Genomic DNA, 21,424 nt, shown 5'->3' on the forward strand with positions numbered 1-21,424 from the left:
ACTAATAACGGGGGAAACGTTATGAATACTAATTTAATTAAGGGAAGTGGAGTTTTGAATCAGACGGACTATACCTCTGCTACGGTTCTTTCAACCGCCGCTAATTTTATTATGAATAGGCAAGAACCTTTTACACATACCTTCCGGACTTATATTCGTTTACGGGAAAACGGCCCGGTGCAGCTGAAATTTTGGCATAGCAATGCGGTGGATTCCACCTGGGACCAAGGGCTTGAAGCTTCGGGCAGTGAACCTGGGGGCAGTTGGGTGATCGAATCGGCATTTATCGCGGATGGGGGCACTGAGCCAAACGGAGCTATTATTGAGCATACACAACATGCTGTCACTTTTGAAGGCAATGTCTCCAAGTCAGTAGCGGCCGGTGAATGCTTCTGGAGTGATGAGACAAGCATCAACCTACCTGATGGCCATTACTTAGCGTTTACATGGACGATTAAGACAACTACTGCGGGTAAATCCATTCCTTTCAACGTAGAAGGGATGCTGGCAACCGCTTATGATGCGCCCGGAAATCTGGCTGCACAGGAATCAGCCGATGGGTTTACAGAATCTGACAAGCTTTTGGTACTGCCAAGCTATATCGGATATAAGAAAGCTGTGAATAAGAAGCTAGTATTTTTGGGAGATTCGATTACTCAAGGTGTGCGGACATTAAAGGACGGATACGAATATTGGGCAGCGAGAATTGCGGATGGTCTTGGTGCAGAGATTGGTGTATGGAATCTCGGCTCAGGCTGGGCTAGAGCGTATGATGTAGCTGCGGATGGCCCTTGGCTTCACAAAGCTAAACAGAGTGATGAACTGATGATTGTCCTCGGCGTAAATGATATTGATATTGGCTGCCGCTCTGCAGATGAGTTACTTGGTGATCTGACAACTATTATTGCTAAGATCAAAACAGCAAATGCTGATGCTGGTATTATTCTAAGTACGGTGCCGCCGTTTAATTTTCAGGACGTAAGAGAAGAAACTTGGCGTAGAGTGAATCACGAAATCCTGACTAACCCACCCGCTGGAGTAGACCGTGTGTTTGATATAGCAAGCCTATTATCGTTGCCTGCACCAGACGATCACCGGATCAGACCGGAATATATGAGTGGACAAGACGACCCGCATCCGAACGGCAGAGCCGGTAAGACGGTTGCGGACGCCTTTTTAAACTGGTATTGATCAACTCTTAAATGTGTCCCGGTAGTCCTTAGGTGAAGATCCAACCTGCTTCTTAAACACTTTGCTGAAATATTTAACATCATGAAACCCGACCATTTCGGAGATTTGGGCCAGCTTCAGACGAGGATTCTGCAACAGTAGCTTAGCTTTATCTATTCGGATATTAACAATAAAGTCGGAGAAGTTAATCCCGTATTCCTGTTTGAATCGGCGAGAAATATATTCACGGCTAACAAAAAACTTTCCGGCCACTTCCTGTAAGGACAGGCCGGAAGCGTAATTAAGCTCGATGTATTTGACGATATCATGCATCGGATTACGTTCTTTAGCTTGTTTCAGGGCGATTACTTCGGCCAGCTCCTGCATTAGGGTATACGACCAGTCACGCCAAGCGAATAAGGAGAACGAGTAACCGTTCGTATAAGGAGCTGGGTGAAGCTGGTCGGCCTGTTCAAGCTCGGCCAGTGCGCCTTCAGCTTCAGGGCCTAACATTTCCCGTACCAGCTGGGAACGAAATAGTAGAGCATCATTTTTCCATGAGTTTAGGATTTCTGGTGTCACAACTCCTCCTCGGCTAAGCTCATCTACCCAGTGCTGCGCAGCTGTTGATAATATCTCTGGACTTCCGCTGATGACTGCCATTTTCCAATCTTCCTTGACGTCAGCAAAGTTCGTTGTTGATACATTACCGCGAACCTCTGCTTTGGCGATCTCTTTACGATCTCTGAATTCTTCGGAGGAAGAGGAGAAATGGCAGTAATCCTCATGAATTAATAAGTTTCGGCGCTGTAAGGCCTCTGCCACCTCTGCACGCTGATAAGGTAACTGCTTAGGTAAGTTGCCGATGCTGCTGATTCCAAAATGCATTCGGACCTGCAAGGTAGAGTAGATGCCATGATTGATTCTGCCTATTAGCTCGACCACAGAGGGTTGAATATCCCACAGAATAATCGCAATCTCCGGAGGACCTCCCCAATAACGAAAAGCAACACCCTTAAGCGGACTGTGCAAAAATTCATTACAAATATTGACGATAGCGTAGTTCATTAGCTCGGTGTCTCCGCCAAAACGTTTAATCAACGGATTGTTACCCGCATCTGTCTGCACCAATATTAACCGAGCGGAATGGATGTTTTCCGGAATGATACCATCACTGCATAACCTCCGCAAAGATAAATCAGAATTGATCGGATCATCAATTAGTGCAGATAATAGCTTTTCCCCATAAATGGGCTTGAACTCATTAAGCTGAATACTCTGTTTCTGCCGTTCGCTTCGGTCGTCTTCTTCTGAGCGCCAGGCTGCAACTGCTTTAGCTACCGCTACATTGATTGCCTCGGCTTCGATAGGTTTCAGGATATAATCAATACCCCCATGCCGCACAGTCTGCCGTACGAACTCAAAATCATTATGTCCGCTGACTACAATAAACTTAGTGTTGCCGGCGAATTCGTTCACCCAGGTCATTAACTCTATCCCATTACCTGATTCCATCATCATATCCATAATGACTAATGCTGGTTTAGCCTGCCGGATGATCTCGATGGCTTCATTTCCATTTCCGGCTTCCAGAATTTCATCTATTTGATGGGCGTCCCAGTCGACAAGCAGTCTGACTGCCTTTCTAACTCTTGCCTCGTCATCAACAATCAACGCCTTCATATCTTTTCACGCTCCGCTATAATTTCAATTTCCAATTTCACTACTACTCCGCCTGCTCTAAGGTTATCCACAGTTAAAGTGGCACTATCTCCGCACACAAACTTGAGTCGAGCCAGAACGTTCGGCAGACCAATACCTGATCCTGTAGCTTCCTTGGTTTGCTCTGTATTTCTTAATAAATCTATATCTGTTCTAGTAGGATGCTGTAGCTTCTGCTTTAAAAGATCTAACTTCGCTGAAGGGATCGCATTTCCGTTATTTTGGATACAGATTTCCATCCGGTTGTCATCCACTCTTGCTGCGGTGATTTCAATGAATCCGTCACTGCGGGAAAGATTAAAGCCGTGTTTGAAATAATTTTCTACAATAGGCTGTAAAATCATTTTCGGCATAAACGTCTCTAAAAGTGATTCCTCCATATCGTAGCGGAAACTGAACTTATTTTCAAAACGTTCCTTTTGCAGTTCAATGTAGGCTTTGACATGATCCAGCTCATCCTTAACAGTTACGATCTTCTCCTCATTGTACATGCTGTAGCGCATCATTTTGGCTAGAGCTGAAAGAAGTGAGTAAATTTGGGGCACTTTAAGCTCTAAGGCCAGCGTGCCAATGATCTGTAACGTGTTATTCAGAAAATGCGGGTTGATTTGTGCCTGCAGTGCCCGCAGTTCATTGGTCTTATTGGACAATTCCAGCTTGTACTCTCTTAAAATCAGGTTGTTGATCGTGTCCATCATACTGCGGAATCGCTCGGTAACCACGCCAATCTCATCTTTGCCCATAGGTTGAATTTCAACATCAAGATTACCGGTCTGCACCTGATTCATGTAACGAGTCAACTGCTTGATCGGTGCCGTGATTCGAAAAGAGATCAGGGTCGTTAACGTGGCAATTGTAATCAAAAGTAGAACAAGGAGGAATATATTGATCGCTGCCGCCTCATTGGCTTCCCGGAAAAGATAGGACGTAGGAATCTGCTTCACGAGGGTCCAATTTAAACCTTGGGTTTCGATTCTTTGGTAAATAAACACAGCATCTTCCTCTTCAAAATACCCTTGCGAGCTTTGATTCGTGGCGATTTGCTTGTTGTACCAAGAAGCGTGTAGGCGCTTGCCGTATTCCTCACTGTTGCTTCCGTATACAATCCTGCCATCGCCATCCAGCAGCCAAATGTTCTCCTGCTTCTGATCATATAACTGGCTGACGATGTCGGTAAGAGCCGTTAGCTTAACATCGATCGACAGGAAGCCGAGTGGGGTGGTAGTGGGAATCCTTTCAATTCGTCTATGCAATGTGAACACAGGCTCCGGTATGAGTTGCGGGATAGGTGAGGTTAGGCCATAGCTGTGACTTATATGTGTACTTTGTATAAACACAGGAGAACTGCTAGTGATCTCTGAGTCAGCATAAGGGGGGATACCCTGCCAACGTTTGGGTGTATTTTGGGTGAGCAAAGTGGCTTTTCTATCCTTGACACCGTAAAGATACACCTGGGATATATCTGGCATGGATGAAGAAATGTAATTTAGAGAAGAATAAATTCGTGTATTTGCTGCCATATCCTCGTATCCCGCTTCGAGCAGTCTGTAGAAATCTGAATCTGAATAGACGATAAGGGAGAGACGATTGATCTCCTGAATCAGACTTTCGATGTTTCTATTGCCTTGAAAGAGGAGGTTCGTATTCTCATCTACTGCCCTTGTTCTTAGGGATTGAGTGCTATAGTGATAGCTAATAAACATGGTGGCCATAATACAGATTAACGTTGGCAGTAGGATAAAAACGATCAATTTTGTGCGAATCGTGTTCCATTTCATCGAAATTTGTCACATCCGATCAATATTTTACACCTGAAAGATCACTTTAGTAGGTGTGAGGTACCCTGAAAAAAACAGATAATATGTGTATAAAGCATAAACAAGTAAGTGAGCAAAAGAAAGGGGGGGGCAATAAATGCGCGGCACTAAGTTGTCCCAGTTAGGTCAACAGCTTTTTTTCGTTGGTCCGGCAGTTTTGTTTTTTACCTTAATAACGATTATCCCATTTTTGATGGGGATGTATTACTCTTTCACAGATTGGAACGGTGTATCCGGTAATGTAAGTTGGGTCGGATTTCAAAACTTTTCCACTATTTTCTCAAATGACCCTGACTTCTGGTCTTCCTTTTGGTTCACGGTAAGATTTACGGTGTTAGGTGTGATTTTGACTAACGTGGTAGGCTTCTTCTTAGCTTATCTGTTAACTAAACCTTTAAAGACACGTAACATGCTTCGGACTATTTTCTTTATGCCGAACGTTATCGGGGGATTGTTGCTTGGTTTCATCTGGCAATTTATCTTCATCAAAGGGTTCGCCACTATGGGCGACCTCACAGGATGGTCCTTCTTTAATCTTCCTTGGCTCGGTGATGCCACAACAGGATTCTGGGCGATTGTAATGGTCTTTGTTTGGCAGTCTTCCGGTTATCTAATGGTTATCTACATTGCCTCGTTGAGTAACGTATCTAAAGAAGTACTAGAAGCGGCTGATATTGATGGTGCATCCCGTTGGCAGGTGCTACGCAATATCGTAGTTCCGCTAATTATGCCTGCTGTAACTATCGGATTATTCTTGGCCATTTCCTGGTCATTCAAAATGTTTGACCTTAACTTGTCCTTGACGAAGGGCGGACCGTTCAAATCGACGGAATCCGTTGCTATGAATATTTACAATGAAGCCTTCCTGAACAATCGTTACGGGCTGGGTACTGCAAAAGCGCTGCTGTTCTTTGTAATTGTAGCCATCATTACTCTGATTCAGGTCCGTATCACGAAGAGCAAGGAGGTTGAAGCGTAATGAAACCTACGGAAAAAAAGAGATGGAATATTGGTACGGAAGTGATAATGATCCTTCTGGCGCTGCTCTTTCTCTCTCCATTCTATTTCTTGCTCGCAAACTCGGTGAAATCCTTCGGTGAAATTCTGAGTGATGCGGCAAGCTGGCCAAAAGTATTTATGTGGTCGAACTATTCAACCGCCTGGAAATTAGCCCGTTTCGGTGAAGCATTCCGAAACTCGGTTATTATCACAGTGATCAGTGTTATTCTAATCTCTCTGTTCAGTGCGATGGCATCTTATCGTATGGTTCGGGCGAATACGAAATTCAATCAGTTCTTGCTGCTTATCTTTGTAGCAGCAATGGTAGTTCCGTTCCAAACGATTATGATTCCTATTCTGAAGGTCGTAAATGTTATTGGAGTAAATAACTCTTTCCTTGGTTTGATTATCACGAATCTAGGAATCAGTGTTCCGATGGCGATCTTCCTGTTCCACGGCTTTATCAAGTCCGTTCCTCTTGAAATTGAAGAGGCGGCTACAGTAGATGGATGTAATCCTATTACCGTGTTCTTCCGTATTGTGCTTCCTTTGCTGAAGCCAATGGTGATGACAACAATCGTGCTAAACGCACTTGGAATATGGAATGACTATCTGTTGCCATCCTTGATTCTTCAGGCACCAGAGCTTCGGACCATTCCACTAGCGACTTTCTCCTTCTTTGGTCAATACACCAAACAATGGGATATGGCACTTCCGGCTCTCGTAATCGGGGTCGCACCAATTATCATTTTCTACCTGTTTATGCAACGTTACATTGTTGAGGGAATAGCGGCTGGCTCGGTGAAAGGTTAACACCGAGCCCTCCGTTCCAAATATTTTTTAAGCAGTCCACTATTTTAAGGGGGAATATATAATGAAGAAGAAACACTCCGCAGTTGCTCTATCAGCAGTAATGGCAATGAGTTTAGCTCTAACGGCATGTGGTGGTAATAATAACGCTTCTAGTAACTCACAAAATGGAAGCGCTGGCACAAATTCAGGTGAAGTGAAGACCGTTAAGATCTTCCAATTCAAAACTGAAATCGTAGAAGGCCTCAATGAGCTTAAGGTAGAATTCGAAAAAGAATACCCTAACATCAAGCTGGATATCCAAACAGTTGGTGGTGGTGCGGACTACGCAGCAGCATTGAAAACTAAATTCGCTTCCGGCGATGCGCCTGATATTTTCTCCAATGGTGGATATGCAGAAATGGAACTTTGGGGAGACAAGATGGAAGATCTGTCCGACCAACCTTGGGTAAAAGATCTGATTCCTATGGCTGCAGAGCCTATGACTAAAGATGGCAAAGTATACGGTATGGCAATGAACCTTGAGGGTATCGGTATTGTGTATAACAAGGACTTGTTCGCTAAAGCGGGAATCACTGAAACTCCAAAAACATTGTCACAGCTTGAAGAAGCGGCTAAAAAGCTGCAAGCTATCGACGTAACTCCTTTTGGTAATGCATATCAGGAATGGTGGCTGCTAGGTAACCAAGGGATCAGCGTAGCCTTTGCACAACAAGATAATGTAGATGAATTCATCAAAGGTTTGAATGAAGGAACTGGTACAATTGTAGGCAATAAAACGTTTGAAGAGTGGAGCAAGTATCTCAAACTGACTTTACAATACGGACAAAAGAATCCTTTGACCACAGATGCTAACACTCACCTGGCAATGTTCGCAAAAGGCGAAACTGCAATGATGCAAGAAGGTAACTGGGCACAAACTCTTGTTGATAACATCACTCCTGATATGAACATTGGTATGTTCCCTATGCCAATCAATGAAGATGCTGAGAAGAATGACAAAATGACTGTTGGTATCCCTGCGAACCTTGTAGTCAACAAAGAATCCGGTTCTAAAGAAGAAGCAAAAACTTTCTTGAACTGGTTGGTAACTTCCGATATGGGTAAAGAGTACATCGTTAAAAAATGGAAATTCATCCCTGCTTTGTCCACAATCGAAGCAACACCTGAAGACATCGGTATGCTTGGAGCAGACGTATGGAACTATGTAAAAGAAAACAAAGTTTATGGCCTGCAATCCTCTAAATTCCCTGATGGTGTAACGCAAGAATTTGCCAGCGTGATTCAACAGTTCATTGCTGACAAGGTTGACGTTAACGGTTGGATGACTGGTATGCAAGCTGCATGGGACAAGCTTAAAAAATAAGTAAAGCACATTATAGAGAAGATTTAATGGATATTAGTGGTTAACAGAAGCGCTCTCCGTATACCTCATCAATTTGAGACGGGGAGCGCTTTTTTTGGGAAACAGGGCTGATTATCAAGGGATGGGGAGAAGCGCCAATGAAACGATATGATCATGTTCAGATGGGTGTGGACTATTACCCGGAGCATTGGGATGAATCCATGTGGGAACCAGATATCAAGTTGATGAAAGAAACAGGTGTTAAAGTAGTCCGGGTTGCTGAGTTCGCATGGAGCCGACTGGAGCCAACTGAGGGGAATTACCAGTTTGAGTGGCTGGACCGTGCGCTGGACCTTTTTCATCAATATGATCTGCAGGTTGTGATGGGTACGCCAACAGCTACACCGCCAAGATGGTTAACGACGAAATTTCCGGATGTGCTTCCGGTGTTTGCTAATGGAGAGATTTTTCACCCGGGGGTACGTGGACACCGCTGCTATAACAGCACATCGCTGCGTGAGTATGGCAGCCGTATTATTCTGCGTCTTGCCGAACGTTACAGTGAACACCCGGCCGTCATAGGCTGGCAGACTGATAATGAATTTGGCATGTTGGATTGTCATTGTGACGCTTGTAATACTGCTTTTCGAGCATGGGTACAAGCTAAATACGGAACACTGGCTGAGGTCAATGCAGAATGGGGAACCGTTGTTTGGAGCGGGGAGTACAGCGATTGGAATGAGCTTACCGTGCCGTTGGGCGGATCACCTCATCAGAATCCATCTTTTCTGCTGGACTTTCAGCGGTTTCAGTGGGATTCGGTGGTAGCGTTTCAGACAGCGCAGATCAATATTTTGCGTATGATTTGTCCAGAGCATTTCATAACCCATAACTTTCACAGCTATCCGCAGCGTCTCGATATGTACGCAGTGGGTGCAGATCTGGACGTGGCTGCGTTTGATTATTATCCGAATACTTCGCCAACCAAACAAGAGACAACGCCTTATAGCGGAGCACTTTCATTGGACGTAACCCGTGGCATCAAACGCCAAAACTTCTGGATCATGGAGCAGCTGAGTGGATCTCCGGGTTGTTGGATGCCGATGTGGCGAACCCCTTATCCGGGACTGATTCGTGCCTATGCATGGCAGGCGATTGCTAGAGGTGCGGATACTGTTGTTCATTTTCGCTGGAGAAGTGCAACTTCAGGAGCAGAACAATTCTGGCACGGGCTGATTGATCACAGCAATGTTCCCGGACGCAGATTAGCGGAGTTCACGCAGCTATGTCATGAGGTTAATGGGCTGAGCGGCAAGCTCCAAGGAACGATGCTGAAAAACGAAGTGGCTATCCTCCATTCTCATGAAGAGAAGGCTGCGCTGGATATTCAGCCGCAGGCAGAGGGCTTTGATTATTATGAGAACATTAAGCAGATTCACCGGGCGGTGACCAAGCTTGGCATGGGCTGCGATGTTATCGACCTCAGACAACCGCTTGATGGATACAAAGTAGTAATCGCTCCAAATTTATATTTGCTGGATGAGGAGATCGTACGTAATCTGGAGGATTTTGCCCTCGCTGGCGGGACCTTACTGATCACCAACCGTAGTGGCGTCAAAAATATAAACAACATCGCAGTCATGCAACCGCTGCCTGGGCAGCTGAGCTATTGTACCGGCGTTGAAGTGCTGGAGTATGATCCGATTGGCGTTGAAACACATGTCATCGTGGATGCGGAGGGTAATCCATATGAATGTACGCAGTGGTGCGACATCCTCCGACCTGTAGTGGCTCAGCCAATTGCTTGGTATGGTGATGATTTCTATCGCGGCACACCCGCTATAACTGTTAATTCCTTCGGCAAAGGTCAGGTTTATTACTTTGGAACCCATGCGGAAGAGCAATACTGGTCAGTTCTATTGGAGAACCTGGCTAAGGAAAAAGGGTTGTTATGCTTTGAAGGATTGCCAAACGGAGTACAAGCCTCCGTGCGGACTGGAGATCAGGGAAGCTTCTTGTTCCTGCTTAATCTGAGCCGCGAGTCCGTGATCGTTCCGTTGCCACGAGAATACAGCAGCCTGCTGGATAATAAGATTCGATCGGGAGAGCTCCAGCTCGAGCCGTATGGCGTAGAGGTGCTGGAGATTTGAGTGGTTTTGAGTAAAGAGATTTTGGAGTGGGTTTGGGAGTGGGTTTGGGAGTGTGGCAGGAGAGGGGAAAGTGGAGAGGGGAATGTGTGGAGTAGGGTGAAGTGAAGGTTGGTGAAGATGGAGTGGGGGATGTGTGGAGTAGGGTGAAGTGAGGGTTGGTGAAGATGGAGTGAGGGATGTGTGGAGTAGGGGAAGAGCGGTGTAGGGGAATGTGTGGGGTAGGAATAGTGAAGTAAGTGGAAGTGTGGAGTAAAAAATGAGTGGAGTAGGGCATGCAGAAACTTTAACAGAAGCACAACAGAAAATAGTTGCACTTCGTACACTTATTTGAAGTGTTGGAGTATTTAATTGGTTTTAGTTGCACTTTGTGCAGCTAAAAATTGGCTAATCCCGCTGCAAGGCCATATTCCGAGAATATAGTTGCACAGAATACACTTATATGGATAATTTCTGCCGTGCAGGCTATTTTAAGTGTACAAAGTGCAATTATTTCGTCTGACTTACTCATACTGACTGAAGAGAGCTGCACAATGGAGTCCCCAACATGAGCAGATTTCCACGTGGAGTCCACCATAGCAGATTTCCACATGGAGTCCAACATGAGCAGATTCCCACATGGAGTCCACCATAGCAGATTTCCACAAGTTGTCCAAAGCGGGCAGATTTCCACATGGAGTCCCCATCATGAGCAAATTTCCACATGGAGTCCCCATCATGAGCAAATTTCCACATGGAGTCCACCATGAGCAGATTTTCACAAGGACTCCACCATGAGCAGATCTGCACGATCCATCTCAGAGGTGCCGTACACTCGCAGCCAAATGCACCCAGCCACCGTACCGTACCGCACTTCACCGTACCGCCCATTTCTACACAATAGTAGCGCATACCATACTCTTACTACGTTCTAGCCGCATATTCCCAGCGAGCAATTTTTCCACAGTAGGCGGGGCATGTTTAATGCAGGCGTCTAAATTGCTCCGGCGTAGTCCCGGATTGCTTGCGAAATGTGGCTACATAATGGCTGACATCGCGGAAGCCGACTAGCTGGGAGATAGCTTTTACCGTAAGATCGGGTTGGCTTACGAGCATTTCTTTGCTTTTGCGGATGCGTAACCGTACGAAATAGGCATAAGGCGAGAGTCCGAAAGTTTGGACGAATAGGTTGTTAAGATAGCGCCCAGATACGCCTAGTTCATCGGCTAGATCGTTCAGTCCAAGATCAGGATCGCCATAATGGCTGTCCATCCATTTTAGCAGTGGCTGCAGCTTATCTACATTGCGGGAAATCGCCGTATTATTTTGAAGCTGGCCATATTTACTCAAAGTAAGCAAAAAACGATAAGCATCTGTGGAGGCGCCGAGACCAAACATATCCTGATAGGCATCATGACGATCCAGCATTTCCTTCAGCAAATTGGGGAGAGGCGCTTCATTTTCCCAACGGTAAAAAGAATTACTATTCATCCCAAGCGTCTCCAAAATAGAGTGTGCCGAACCGCCACCAAACGTTAGATAATAGGTACCCCAGTTTTTAGTGGAAGCCTCATAACGATGGGGTGTATAAGGAAGTAGTAATACGCCGCTGCCTTCGGGCAGGGAAAAGGTTTTATTGTCAAAATGGATGATCCCTTCACCTTCTGAGGTTTGAAGCCAATGATAAGTGTCATAACCATCGGGACGTGATACTTTTTCCTGATCATGATTGTGCCCCATACTGTCTAAAGTGATTGGCAAGTGCTGTCCACCTTCATGGACGAATACGATCCTGCGATGCATGATTTCGGACAATGTTATCCTCTCCTGTTAGTTCTATATTCTTATATGTATGAGATATTATTTTATATTTAAAGGGAAACCTTAACCATTTACAATAGATATATAATTATACTATAAAGGGTGTGCGAAGTGTGATTAACGATAAATTACCTAAAATTTGGTACGGTGGAGATTACAATCCGGAGCAATGGGATGCGCCTGTATGGGCTGAGGATGAACGGATGTTTAAGCTGGCGGGAATTGATGTTGCCACAATTAATGTGTTTTCCTGGGCTTTAATCCAACCTTCCGAAGATACTTATGATTTCTCCTCATTGGATGAATTAATGGATAGACTATATAAAAATGGAACTTATGTATGTCTAGCTACAGGAACAGGAGCACATCCAGCTTGGATGGCTCATCGTTATCCTGAAGTGACCCGTGTCGATGTGCAGGGCAGAAAACGTAAGTTCGGCGGACGTCATAACTCCAATCCGAACAGTTCAGTTTACCGCAAGTATGCAGCGAAGCTGGCTGGTAAGCTGGCAGAACGCTACAAGGATCATCCGGCACTGGTAGCTTGGCATATTTCTAATGAATATGGTGGCTATGATTATTCCGAACAGTCCGCTGCTGCCTTCCGTGTCTGGTTGAAGGAGCGTTATGGTTCGCTGGATGCTTTGAACAAGGCTTGGAATACACGCTTTTGGGGACATACGTTTTATGATTGGGAAGAAATTGTGGTGCCAAATGAGCTGAGTGAAGAATGGAACGGTAACCGTACTAACTTCCAAGGAATCTCGTTGGACTATCGCCGTTTTATGTCTTATAGCTTGCTCGAATGTTACAAAATCGAATACGAAGCGATCAAAGAACACAGCGCCAACGTACCTGTTACAACGAACCTGATGGGCTTTTATCCGGAGCTGGATTATTTTGAGTGGGCCAAGCATATGGATGTAATTTCTTGGGACAACTATCCTTCACTGGACACACCGGTCAGCTTTACAGCAATGACACATGACCTTATGCGTGGATTAAAAAATGGCCAACCATTCATGCTGATGGAGCAAACACCGAGCCAGCAGAACTGGCAACCGTACAACTCTTTGAAACGTCCAGGCGTTATGCGTCTATGGAGTTACCAGGCTGTGGCGCGTGGTGCAGATACTGTGTTGTTCTTCCAACTGCGTCGTTCGATAGGGGCTTGTGAAAAGTATCATGGAGCGGTAATTGAGCATGTGGGTCATGAACACACACGGGTATTCCGTGAATGTGCTGAGCTGGGTAAAGAGCTCGAGCAGCTTGGAGATCAACTACTGGATGCGCGCAGTGCAGCTAAGGTAGGGATCATCTACGATTGGGAAAATCGTTGGGCGCTTGATCTCTCAAGCGGACCGTCGGTTGCCTTGGATTACGTGAATGAAGTCCACAAATATTATGATGCGCTGTATCAGCAAAATATCGAAGCCGACATGATCGGGGTCGAAGAGAACCTGTCCAAGTATGAAATTGTTATCGCACCCGTAATGTACATGGTCAAGCCAGGTTTTGCAGAGAAGGTTGAAGCCTTTGTAAAAGCGGGCGGCACATTCATTACAACTTATTTCAGCGGTATTGTTAATGAGAACGACCTCGTGACGGTTGGAGGTTATCCAGGCGAGTTGCGTAAAGTGCTTGGAATTTGGGCAGAGGAAATCGATGCATTACTGCCAGGTATGAGCAATGAGCTCGTGCTGGATAAAACGTGGGGTAGCTTGAGTGGTTCTTATAAATGTGATCTGCTCTGCGATCTGATCCATGCCGAAGGGGCAGAAGTTTTGGCAGAGTACGGTTCTGATTTCTATAAAGGAATGCCTGCGTTGACTGTGAATAAATTTGGCGAAGGTAAAGCTTATTATGTGGCGACAAGTCCAGAAGCAGGATTCCTACAAGGATTCCTAGCGAATCTATGTGCCGAAAAGAACATTCAGCCGCTGGTAACTGCACCGGAAGGTATCGAATCTGTTCAACGTGTGAAGGATGGCGTATCTTACTTGTTCTTACTGAACCACACTGCCGGGGATTTAAGCGCGGATATTGGGGCAGCTGAGCGTACTGATCTACTGACAGGTAATGTAATCAGTGGTTCAGCAGTTGTACCGGGTCGTGGAGTATTGATTTTGTCGGATAAAAAATAGTTTATAGTATACGATTTTTAAAAAACTTTCCGGGCATAGCTTGCCCCCGGAAAGTTTTTTTGTTGTGAAGAAACTGATTAGCTGCTGCTGCCCGTGCTACCGTCTGGAGCGGATCCGCCGGGGTTTCCGCTGCTTAAGGTAATGCTCTCCGCCACAGTGGAATCTGATTTAAGCGTATATTGGATAATGTCATCAGCTTTCAGGTCAGCTAAGCTGATCGTGTTCTCCTGAAGCGTGCCATTGTCAAAGGTCACCGTTACAATTTTGGTATCAGCATCAATTGTAATATCTGTGGTTTCCTCGGAGAAGGTTTGCTGCATCCCGCCGCCCTGTGGTCCACCACCTTGTCCACCGCCGTCAGGGGCTCCGCCTTCCGGTATTCCCCCCTCTGGAGGTGTACCGTTTTCTGAGCCTTGATCACCTTCGGGTCTTTCCGGTGGAGTACCAGCCTGGCCGTTCTGCTTATCGGCTCCAGCCGTATCTCCAGTGCCTTGTGCGGGCGGGGAAGGCATTTCTGACGTATAGATTGTAATTGTGTTGTCGCTAATACTCTTAATCTTGCCGAAATTCATGGACATGCCGGGTCTGCCGTTTTGTTGATTGCCGTTTCCTTGAGATTGCTGTGCCTCAGCGTTATCTGCGGGTGCCGTGTTCGCTTGGTTATTAGTAACAGCTGTTCCTTCGGACTCCGAATTGGTGCTGCAGCCAGCCAATAGTAGAGAAGCGAGTAGACTTCCTGAGATCATAATCGGTATTAATTTCTTCATTTATTTTCTCTCCTTAATAGTTTTAGATTGATTAGGAGAAATATATCAGACGGTTCTGAAAGGTTGCTTAAGATCAGCTGAAAGTTTGCCTAAAGAAATAGATCATGTAAATGCTATATAATAATCATATAAGTGGGATAAAACTCTACAAAGGTAAGTCATGGTAAGAGATAACCAACGTTCAGGAAAGAGGCAGTACATGAAGAATTTACTCGTAACAGGCTACCGTGCGCATGAGCTCGGTATTTTTGACAATAAGCATCCGGGAATTCCTTATATCAAAAAGGCGCTGTCTAACAGATTAAAGCCGCTAATTGAAGAAGGCGTCGAATGGATTATTACCCCCGGCCAGTATGGTGTCGATCTTTGGGCTTGTGAGGTGGTATGTGAACTCAAGACTCAATATCCTGAATTGAAATTGGGGATCATTACGGCGCATACTGGACAGGAAGAGAAGTGGAAGGAAGAGAAGCAGGAGGAATACCGACGTATTATTGCGGGTGCGGACTTTTGCAGGGCGGTCAGTAATGCCCCTTATGACGGCAGCTGGCAGTTCAGGGCCAGAGATGACTTGTTGTTCCGCAAAAGTGACGGGATATTGCTCTTTTATGATGAGGATGCGGCGGAAGGTAGCCCGAAGTTTTTTAAAGAACGAGCGCTGAAGCTGCATGCAGAGGGGGACTACGAGCTGTTTCTTATTCATTCTGATGAGATTCAAAATATTGCCGATGAAGAAAATCAGCGAGATTATGAATAAAGCTACGAACGAAGATATCGCGAAATAAAAAAGCCCGAATCGGCATTGGGAAATCACCGTTACGGGCTTTAGTTTCTATTTGAACGAGAGGCGGAGAATAGGATGAGTGAGGTCAATCAAGCAGATATTTGTTATGTTATTTTGCTTAGCCCGACGAATCAAGACCGTAGAGACATGGAGATTATTCGTGGTCATGTTAAGCATTTACAAGAGCTGGACCGTAAAGGACAATTAGTGCTGTGTGGTCCCTTTAGTGATTGTCCTGGCGGTATGGTTATTGTAAGAGCGAACTCACGCGAAGAAGCCGTTCTCCTTGCCGAAAAAGATCCTTACGTGCTGTCTGGCATTCGTAGCTATGAAGTGCGTACATGGAGTCTGTCCCATGAGGGAAACAGGCATTTAGGTATTGTTTCGCTCCAGGAATAGGTTTAATCAAATGAAGCTTTTTAGCGAAGGTGCTTTTCGCACTTTGTAATGCTGCTCATAGGCATAGGCTAGCTTGATAAGCGTAGGCTCCTGATAAGCTTTTGCTGAGAAGGTTACACCAAAGGGAGCGCCGGCCGAAGTGTATCCAGAAGGAACGACGATGGACGGATATCCTGCTCTGGAAGTAATTCTGGCGCCAAAATCGGCAGGGAACAGCAGGGCATCCAGATTGTATTCTTTCATAGTGGCATCGATCCCTTCTTCCTTGCACAGCTTCAGGTCAGTCGCACGATGGCGTAAATATTGAGCTTCGCTTTGTGTGCCGGAGGAGGTATATTCCGCATCTATTAATGTAGCTTGACCAAATCTCAAAGTCTCCACAGGGTGTGCATGATTAAAATCAATAATATCCTTCAAGGTTCGCATAGGTGCTCCGGGGCCCAAATGAGACAAATAAGCATTCAGTGCTGTTTTGAATTCGTTTAATACCACCGAAGAGTAACTAATTTCCCGGGCGGTCTTAATATCCGCAGGATCAATGATGGTCGCTCCAAGCTCTCTCATCCTGTCGACGGAAGCGTTGAACAAAGCAAGCTGCTCATCTGTGAGCTCCTCAAAATAATAATCACGTGGTATCCCAATTCGAGCGCCCTGCAAACCATTCGGATCAAGGAATACAGTATAATCCTCGTGGATTCTACCTGTATTTGTTCCCATAGCTGCATCACGTTGATCCTTGCCCAGCATGGCGTTTAGCAGTAACACGGCATCATGAATGGTTCTAGCCATAGGGCCTGCGGTGTCTTGTGTATTGGAGAGCGGCAGGATTCCTGAACGGCTGAGCAGCCCCACGGTTGGCTTAATGCCGATGATGGAGCCCAAATTACCGGGATTAAGAATCGATCCTGAAGTTTCTGTGCCAACAGAGACCGTACAGAAATTACAAGCGACAGCTACTGCTGAACCCGCACTAGAGCCGCCGGTTGGCGTAGAAATATTGTAGGGGTTAAGGACTTGCCCGCCACGGGAGCTATAGCCGGAGGGCATGCCGTTCGTCATAAAATTGGCGAATTCGGTCATATTGGCTTTACCCATAATAATGGCGCCGGCTTCACGCAGCTTGGTAACTATAAACGCATCTTCCCCGGCAAAAGAATTCGCCAAAGCCAGCGAACCCGCACTTGTATGCATTTTGTCCCCAGTATTGATGTTATCTTTCAATAACACAGGTATCCCGTGCAGGGGGCCGCGTGGGCCAATAATTGCCCGTTCCACATCCAGAGATTCTGCGATAAACAACGCATCAGGATTAATCTCCAGTACAGAGTTAATCGTCAGGCCGTTTTTGTCGTGATCAGCAATGCGTTCATAATACATGAGAACTAGTTGTTTTGACGTAATTTCTCCGGCTTCTAATGCGGCTTGGATGTCCGGTATGGTGGCCTCTACGATTTCAAAACTCATATGCGTTCACGCTTCTTTCCCTCTAGGATATGGCTTCTCCTTCATCTAACCATAATTTGGGTGTCGTTGGTAGTTTTCTTTTTAGACTTACATTTTGATTGGCCATTTGATATATTCAGGTCTGCATTGTAATTTTTTTATTTTTCTAGATTAGGAGCTAAATTAAGAACATGAAAAACCACAACTTTGCTTCAAAAATTATCACTTTTTTTGTGGTGATGATAAGTTTTGCTGTTTTATCTTCAAGTCAAGCCTTTGCGGAAGACAGTGATCTCAAATGTTATTTGGACGGTAAGCAATTACATTTTAATGTAAGTCCTATACTGAAAGATGGAGTTACATACGTACCTATGCGGGCGATCTTTGAAGCTTTAGGCGCAACTATTAGATGGGATAATCATGCGAAGTCGGTCTCAGCGGTTAAAGGGGATATTAACATTTTTTATCTGGTCAAGGAAGGAAGAGTAATTGTAAACGCCAAAGAGCATGAGCAAGTCTTAAAGGGTATCAATTTTCAAAATAATACACTAGTCCCTTTAAGATTTATTAGCGAAGTGTTGGGTAGTAGTGTCACTTGGGATGAAGGTACAAAATCTATTTACATAACCTCACCAGTTGCCGAGGAGAAGATTATTGCCCCGGTCAACAGAACAATTTCAGTAGGAAGCCAAGAGCAATCAAAATCGTTATCAGATGAGAGAAACAGGTTTGTTATAATCGTAAAGCACTACGGAATTAAAAATAATCAGTTGTATAGCTTGCTCGAATTTTCTAACATGGATAATAAAGACATCTCAATAAATTTTAAGTCCGGTGATCAAAAAATCATAAAGACATTCTCAAAGGAAAAGGACCCCATGCCGACTCTGAAAATTGAAAATTGTACGGAAGTAACCCATAAAGTAGTTATCGATAATATTGGCGGGAATATATATAAAATCCCGGAATTTTCAGTTAATCAGGCGTGTGTCAGTTCCAACCAATCCCAACAAGATGCGCTTGATGTATGGCGGAACAACAATTCCGGCCTCTCGGAATTAGGCAGTAACCTCGTGTCTGTCCGTAAATATATTCAAGATCAGACGGGTGGGCTGCAAAACTTTGTGATCCCGGCTAATAAAGCTGAACAGCTGATCTTGGTCGCCCCAGTTGGAGGGAAGGATAGGTTGGTTGTGGAGGGCAGTTATTTTCTAGGAGGTCTATCAAATAAGACTATAGAATTCCAACTAGATTATGAAGTGGTTTCTGAGCTCGATTTGGGTATTTATAGTTACATATATACGGAACCTGTATATTAAGGATCGTTTTATTAGAAAAGAGGTGTCCGAACGGCCAAAATAAATGGCTGCTCAGACACCTCTTTTGTTGTGAGTGTGTAGATTAAAGTCTGACAATTACTCCTGCGCTGCTGTAAATCCCTCTTCCGCTAAATATTCTTTAGCTTCCTCAAGCGTTTCAAACGCCATCTCCAGATTGAGGTCGGCATAGACATACCATAAATCATCCTCAAGCTTTAGGGTTAGGGTTTGGCCCTCATCATTAGTCCAGAGTGTATCGGCAGTTGCCGCAGCCTTTTTCTTTCTTTTGCTGGCTACAGGAGCATCAGGAATGTAAATAGACAGTGAGGTGATGGAGGCATCCAGCAAACTGCGCAGCTCGGATTCCGAGTAGTCGCGAATATTCACGAAGCCCTTATCGTCTGTCTCGTAGCCCCGCAGTAAGCCTGCGAACACATAGCCATTACCATTTGGATGCAGGTGAAAAGCCACGGTTTTCTTATCATGCTGGCTTTCCTCGTAGTGATAGTTCACGCGCCCAAGGGATACATTTTTGCGTTCCAGCTGGGGGTAAGAGTCGAGAATCGCTAATTTTTGTTCAAAAGTAAGCATATACAGCCTCCGGTTTTCGGTGTGATTGTGCACATGATTATACCATGTCGATGGATCGCAGACTATTTTTTAATCATCAAGCGGCAGAGACAGCACGAAGGTGCAGCCTTTGTCTGAGTGCTCCTCAAGCACGAGGCTTCCGTTCATAGATTCGGCCAACAGACGGCTGAAGGTTAGGCCGAGTCCCAGACCACGCAGTGTGCTCTGCTTATCGCTGCCCCGGAAGAAGGCTTCGAAGACATGCTCACTATGATTGGATGAGATGCCAAGCCCGTTATCTTGAACACGGATTTCGGCAAAGCCATGACCTTGCTGATCCAGCAGTTCTATTGTAAGCTGCACCTTTCGATCCGGAGCTTTGGCTTGTACACTGTTATTAAGTAGATTGACGATTATCTGCTGGATACGAAGGGAGTCCCCACGCAAAAATAAGGGATTAATCGGCATATGAAGCACGGGTTCAGCAACATCTTCCGCCTGTGTCAGTTTCCATTGATATACGATTTCTGATAGTAGTGGTACGGCATCCAGTCGGTCGTGACGAACAGAAACCATTCCTGCAGTCAGGGCATTGTAATCCAGAAGGTCGGCTACCATTCGCTGCAACCGTCCAGCCTCCAGCAGGGCAATATCCAGAAATTCCACAGCTTCATCACCTTCAACGACCCCTTCGCGGACGGCATGCACCAGGCCTTTAATAGAGGTTACGGGTGTTTTCAACTCATGGGAGACTCCGGCCAGCATTACGGCTCGAGACTGCTCAAATTGCTGTAACTTGCCTGCCATCTCTTCAAAAGACATCATCAGCTCATGAATTTCCCGCTCTTTAGCATCCTTATCTAGAACGATATCATAACGGCCATGGCTGATTTGAGCCGCTGCCTCGACTACCTTCTGAATGGGTTTTGCCAGTTTACGAGATAAGAGGTAAATGGTTAGCCAACTTAAGATGATTAGAAACAGCAGCAGTATGGAGAAAAATATGATCTCCTCCTGTGGAATATGCCGCAGTGATTTTTTGGATTGCAGGACAATAACCTGTCCCAGTGTTTTGTCATCCGAATTTATGGGAGCCACAGCAGCTTTGAACTCCGGACTGCGGGAGTCGTTCAGGCTATCATTTAGCTTATATCTCATTTCCTTGTCAGTTAGAGGTGGCAGGGAGAATAGCATTTGACCTTGTTGATCAGTAATGATCACGCACATCTCTATGGTTAACTTGAAAAACCGCTTCCGGTCTTCGATCAGTTTTTCGAGATTATGGCTGATTTCAATGGAGCCTTCCATATTTAAGCTGCGATCTGCAATCTCCTGTGCCAAAAGCCCCGCAGTCTGCAGACGATTGCTCATAGCCTCCTGACGGATCCACCATAATGTAGCTAAAGCTGTGAGGAGCAGGCCTACACTAATAATGAGTAGATAACGTATCGTCCAGTAAGAAAGGATAGAGGTACGTTTGGCGTTGTTTCTCTTTAAGTTGTCCATAATTGATATCCCGTCCCCCTTAGGGTACGGATTTCCCCCTCACTAGTAGGCCAGTGCGACAACGCTTGGCGTAGTCTTTTGATCGACAAATCTACCGCCCGGTCGCTTCCTTCATAATCCATTTCCCATACAAATTCTATCAATTGCTCACGCGTACAAATCTGATTAGGTCTTTCAGCGAGAAATAACAGCACTGACATATCCCGAGGACTAAGACTCAGCTCAGCCCCATTTAAAAAGACAGCACGTGCTGTGAAGTCGATAAACAAACTGCCATAATGCCGTTTACGGCTGCCATCAGACCACTGCGAGGGACGGCGTAAGACAGCGTTCACGCGTGCTACCACCTCCTCGGGAATAAAAGGTTTAGACATATAATCATCCGCACCACCGTCGAGACCGGCTAGCCGGTCATTGATCCCATCTCTTGCCGTCAGCATGATCACAGGGCAGCTGCTTTTTTCACGGATGAGCTTAAGCAGTTCAAAGCCGTCCATGTTTGGCAGCATGATGTCTAGTAATACTAATGAAGGAGGAGATATAGCAAAAGACTCCAGCGCAGCGCGTCCATCGGCTACACGGGTGACTTGAAAGCCTGCTTTTTTCAGATAAGCACTGAGGACCCTAGAGATGGCTTCTTCATCTTCTACAACAAGAATGGATTTCGTCAAATTGGAGTACC

17 protein-coding genes are annotated in these 21,424 nt (G+C 45.4%); 9 read left to right on the plus strand and 8 right to left on the minus strand.

Translation table 11 applies throughout. The features are described from left to right. Window positions 1–21 precede the first annotated feature (21 nt). The gene (locus MHB37_RS04390; protein ID WP_341172024.1) at window positions 22–1,191 is read left to right on the plus strand and encodes a GDSL-type esterase/lipase family protein; all 1,170 of its coding nucleotides are present in this window, start codon (window positions 22–24) and stop codon (window positions 1,189–1,191) included. On the opposite strand, the gene MHB37_RS04395 is transcribed toward MHB37_RS04390, so the two are convergent. Continuing rightward, window positions 1,192–2,853, minus strand: a complete 1,662-nt coding sequence (locus MHB37_RS04395) for a helix-turn-helix domain-containing protein (RefSeq protein ID WP_405168981.1) — start codon at window positions 2,851–2,853, stop codon at window positions 1,192–1,194. Continuing rightward, complete coding sequence (locus MHB37_RS04400) at window positions 2,850–4,670, minus strand: sensor histidine kinase (protein WP_076194393.1); 1,821 nt, start codon at window positions 4,668–4,670, stop codon at window positions 2,850–2,852. The genes MHB37_RS04395 and MHB37_RS04400 overlap by 4 nt, the downstream gene beginning before the upstream one ends. A gap of 136 nt (window positions 4,671–4,806) precedes the next feature. Between MHB37_RS04400 and MHB37_RS04405 the strand changes: the two genes are divergently transcribed. The 4 genes from MHB37_RS04405 (at window position 4,807) to MHB37_RS04420 (ending at window position 10,013) form a co-directional block, all read left to right on the plus strand. Beyond that, window positions 4,807–5,688: a carbohydrate ABC transporter permease gene (locus MHB37_RS04405; protein ID WP_036680772.1), complete on the plus strand. Its 882-nt coding sequence runs from the start codon at window positions 4,807–4,809 to the stop codon at window positions 5,686–5,688. Continuing rightward, window positions 5,688–6,521, plus strand: a complete 834-nt coding sequence (locus MHB37_RS04410; protein ID WP_036680774.1) for a carbohydrate ABC transporter permease — start codon at window positions 5,688–5,690, stop codon at window positions 6,519–6,521. The genes MHB37_RS04405 and MHB37_RS04410 overlap by 1 nt, the downstream gene beginning before the upstream one ends. 61 nt (window positions 6,522–6,582) lie before the next feature. Further along, entirely contained in the window at window positions 6,583–7,884 is a 1,302-nt protein-coding gene (locus MHB37_RS04415) for an ABC transporter substrate-binding protein (RefSeq protein ID WP_094902687.1), read from the plus strand. A 137-nt stretch (window positions 7,885–8,021) separates the two neighbouring features. Continuing rightward, window positions 8,022–10,013, plus strand: a complete 1,992-nt coding sequence (locus MHB37_RS04420; protein WP_076129606.1) for a beta-galactosidase — start codon at window positions 8,022–8,024, stop codon at window positions 10,011–10,013. Window positions 10,014–10,970: 957 nt separating this feature from the next. Here the strand turns inward: MHB37_RS04420 and MHB37_RS04425 are convergent. Then, complete coding sequence (locus MHB37_RS04425; RefSeq protein ID WP_248547943.1) at window positions 10,971–11,804, minus strand: AraC family transcriptional regulator; 834 nt, start codon at window positions 11,802–11,804, stop codon at window positions 10,971–10,973. Between the two features lie 119 nt (window positions 11,805–11,923). Between MHB37_RS04425 and MHB37_RS04430 the strand changes: the two genes are divergently transcribed. After that, window positions 11,924–13,954 (plus strand): beta-galactosidase, encoded by a 2,031-nt coding sequence (locus tag MHB37_RS04430; protein WP_341088551.1) that lies wholly within the window; start codon window positions 11,924–11,926, stop codon window positions 13,952–13,954. Between the two features lie 77 nt (window positions 13,955–14,031). Here MHB37_RS04430 and MHB37_RS04435 read toward each other — a convergent pair whose 3' ends face one another. Next, window positions 14,032–14,721, minus strand: a complete 690-nt coding sequence (locus MHB37_RS04435) for a hypothetical protein (RefSeq protein ID WP_405168982.1) — start codon at window positions 14,719–14,721, stop codon at window positions 14,032–14,034. Between the two features lie 199 nt (window positions 14,722–14,920). On the opposite strand from MHB37_RS04435, the gene MHB37_RS04440 reads away from it, so the two are divergent. Both MHB37_RS04440 and MHB37_RS04445 read left to right on the plus strand, forming a co-directional pair. Further along, window positions 14,921–15,478, plus strand: coding sequence for a DUF1273 domain-containing protein (locus MHB37_RS04440; protein ID WP_036680784.1), 558 nt, complete (start codon window positions 14,921–14,923; stop codon window positions 15,476–15,478). A 102-nt stretch (window positions 15,479–15,580) separates the two neighbouring features. After that, window positions 15,581–15,904: a YciI family protein gene (locus MHB37_RS04445; RefSeq protein ID WP_405168983.1), complete on the plus strand. Its 324-nt coding sequence runs from the start codon at window positions 15,581–15,583 to the stop codon at window positions 15,902–15,904. 6 nt (window positions 15,905–15,910) lie between these two features. On the opposite strand, the gene MHB37_RS04450 is transcribed toward MHB37_RS04445, so the two are convergent. After that, on the minus strand, window positions 15,911–17,368 hold the full coding sequence (locus MHB37_RS04450) for an amidase family protein (protein ID WP_405168984.1): 1,458 nt from the start codon (window positions 17,366–17,368) through the stop codon (window positions 15,911–15,913). 170 nt (window positions 17,369–17,538) lie between these two features. On the opposite strand from MHB37_RS04450, the gene MHB37_RS04455 reads away from it, so the two are divergent. Beyond that, the gene (locus MHB37_RS04455; RefSeq protein WP_405168985.1) at window positions 17,539–18,666 is read left to right on the plus strand and encodes a copper amine oxidase N-terminal domain-containing protein; all 1,128 of its coding nucleotides are present in this window, start codon (window positions 17,539–17,541) and stop codon (window positions 18,664–18,666) included. 96 nt (window positions 18,667–18,762) lie between these two features. On the opposite strand, the gene MHB37_RS04460 is transcribed toward MHB37_RS04455, so the two are convergent. The 3 genes from MHB37_RS04460 to MHB37_RS04470 form a co-directional block, all read right to left on the minus strand. Continuing rightward, on the minus strand, window positions 18,763–19,257 hold the full coding sequence (locus MHB37_RS04460) for a hypothetical protein (protein WP_076099543.1): 495 nt from the start codon (window positions 19,255–19,257) through the stop codon (window positions 18,763–18,765). A gap of 69 nt (window positions 19,258–19,326) precedes the next feature. Beyond that, a complete protein-coding gene (locus MHB37_RS04465) occupies window positions 19,327–20,742 on the minus strand; it encodes an ATP-binding protein (RefSeq protein ID WP_405168986.1) in 1,416 nt (471 codons plus the stop codon). Continuing rightward, window positions 20,730–21,413: a response regulator transcription factor gene (locus MHB37_RS04470; RefSeq protein ID WP_232061150.1), complete on the minus strand. Its 684-nt coding sequence runs from the start codon at window positions 21,411–21,413 to the stop codon at window positions 20,730–20,732. The genes MHB37_RS04465 and MHB37_RS04470 overlap by 13 nt, the downstream gene beginning before the upstream one ends. Window positions 21,414–21,424: the final 11 nt, after the last annotated feature.

Source organism: Paenibacillus sp. FSL H3-0286 (assembly GCF_045040705.1).
GTDB classification, from domain to species: Bacteria; Bacillota; Bacilli; order Paenibacillales; family Paenibacillaceae; genus Paenibacillus_AQ; species Paenibacillus_AQ odorifer.

Coding starts and splice junctions, on each gene's coding strand:
- MHB37_RS04455 (WP_405168985.1), top strand. CDS start 17,539: ATGAAAAACCACAACTTTGCTTCAAAAATTATCACTTTTTTTGTGGTG.
- MHB37_RS04460 (WP_076099543.1), bottom strand. CDS start 19,257: ATGCTTACTTTTGAACAAAAATTAGCGATTCTCGACTCTTACCCCCAG.
- MHB37_RS04395 (WP_405168981.1), bottom strand. CDS start 2,853: ATGAAGGCGTTGATTGTTGATGACGAGGCAAGAGTTAGAAAGGCAGTC.
- MHB37_RS04450 (WP_405168984.1), bottom strand. CDS start 17,368: ATGAGTTTTGAAATCGTAGAGGCCACCATACCGGACATCCAAGCCGCA.
- MHB37_RS04445 (WP_405168983.1), top strand. CDS start 15,581: ATGAGTGAGGTCAATCAAGCAGATATTTGTTATGTTATTTTGCTTAGC.
- MHB37_RS04410 (WP_036680774.1), top strand. CDS start 5,688: ATGAAACCTACGGAAAAAAAGAGATGGAATATTGGTACGGAAGTGATA.
- MHB37_RS04440 (WP_036680784.1), top strand. CDS start 14,921: ATGAAGAATTTACTCGTAACAGGCTACCGTGCGCATGAGCTCGGTATT.
- MHB37_RS04435 (WP_405168982.1), bottom strand. CDS start 14,721: ATGAAGAAATTAATACCGATTATGATCTCAGGAAGTCTACTCGCTTCT.
- MHB37_RS04415 (WP_094902687.1), top strand. CDS start 6,583: ATGAAGAAGAAACACTCCGCAGTTGCTCTATCAGCAGTAATGGCAATG.
- MHB37_RS04420 (WP_076129606.1), top strand. CDS start 8,022: ATGAAACGATATGATCATGTTCAGATGGGTGTGGACTATTACCCGGAG.
- MHB37_RS04465 (WP_405168986.1), bottom strand. CDS start 20,742: ATGGACAACTTAAAGAGAAACAACGCCAAACGTACCTCTATCCTTTCT.
- MHB37_RS04400 (WP_076194393.1), bottom strand. CDS start 4,670: ATGAAATGGAACACGATTCGCACAAAATTGATCGTTTTTATCCTACTG.
- MHB37_RS04405 (WP_036680772.1), top strand. CDS start 4,807: ATGCGCGGCACTAAGTTGTCCCAGTTAGGTCAACAGCTTTTTTTCGTT.
- MHB37_RS04390 (WP_341172024.1), top strand. CDS start 22: ATGAATACTAATTTAATTAAGGGAAGTGGAGTTTTGAATCAGACGGAC.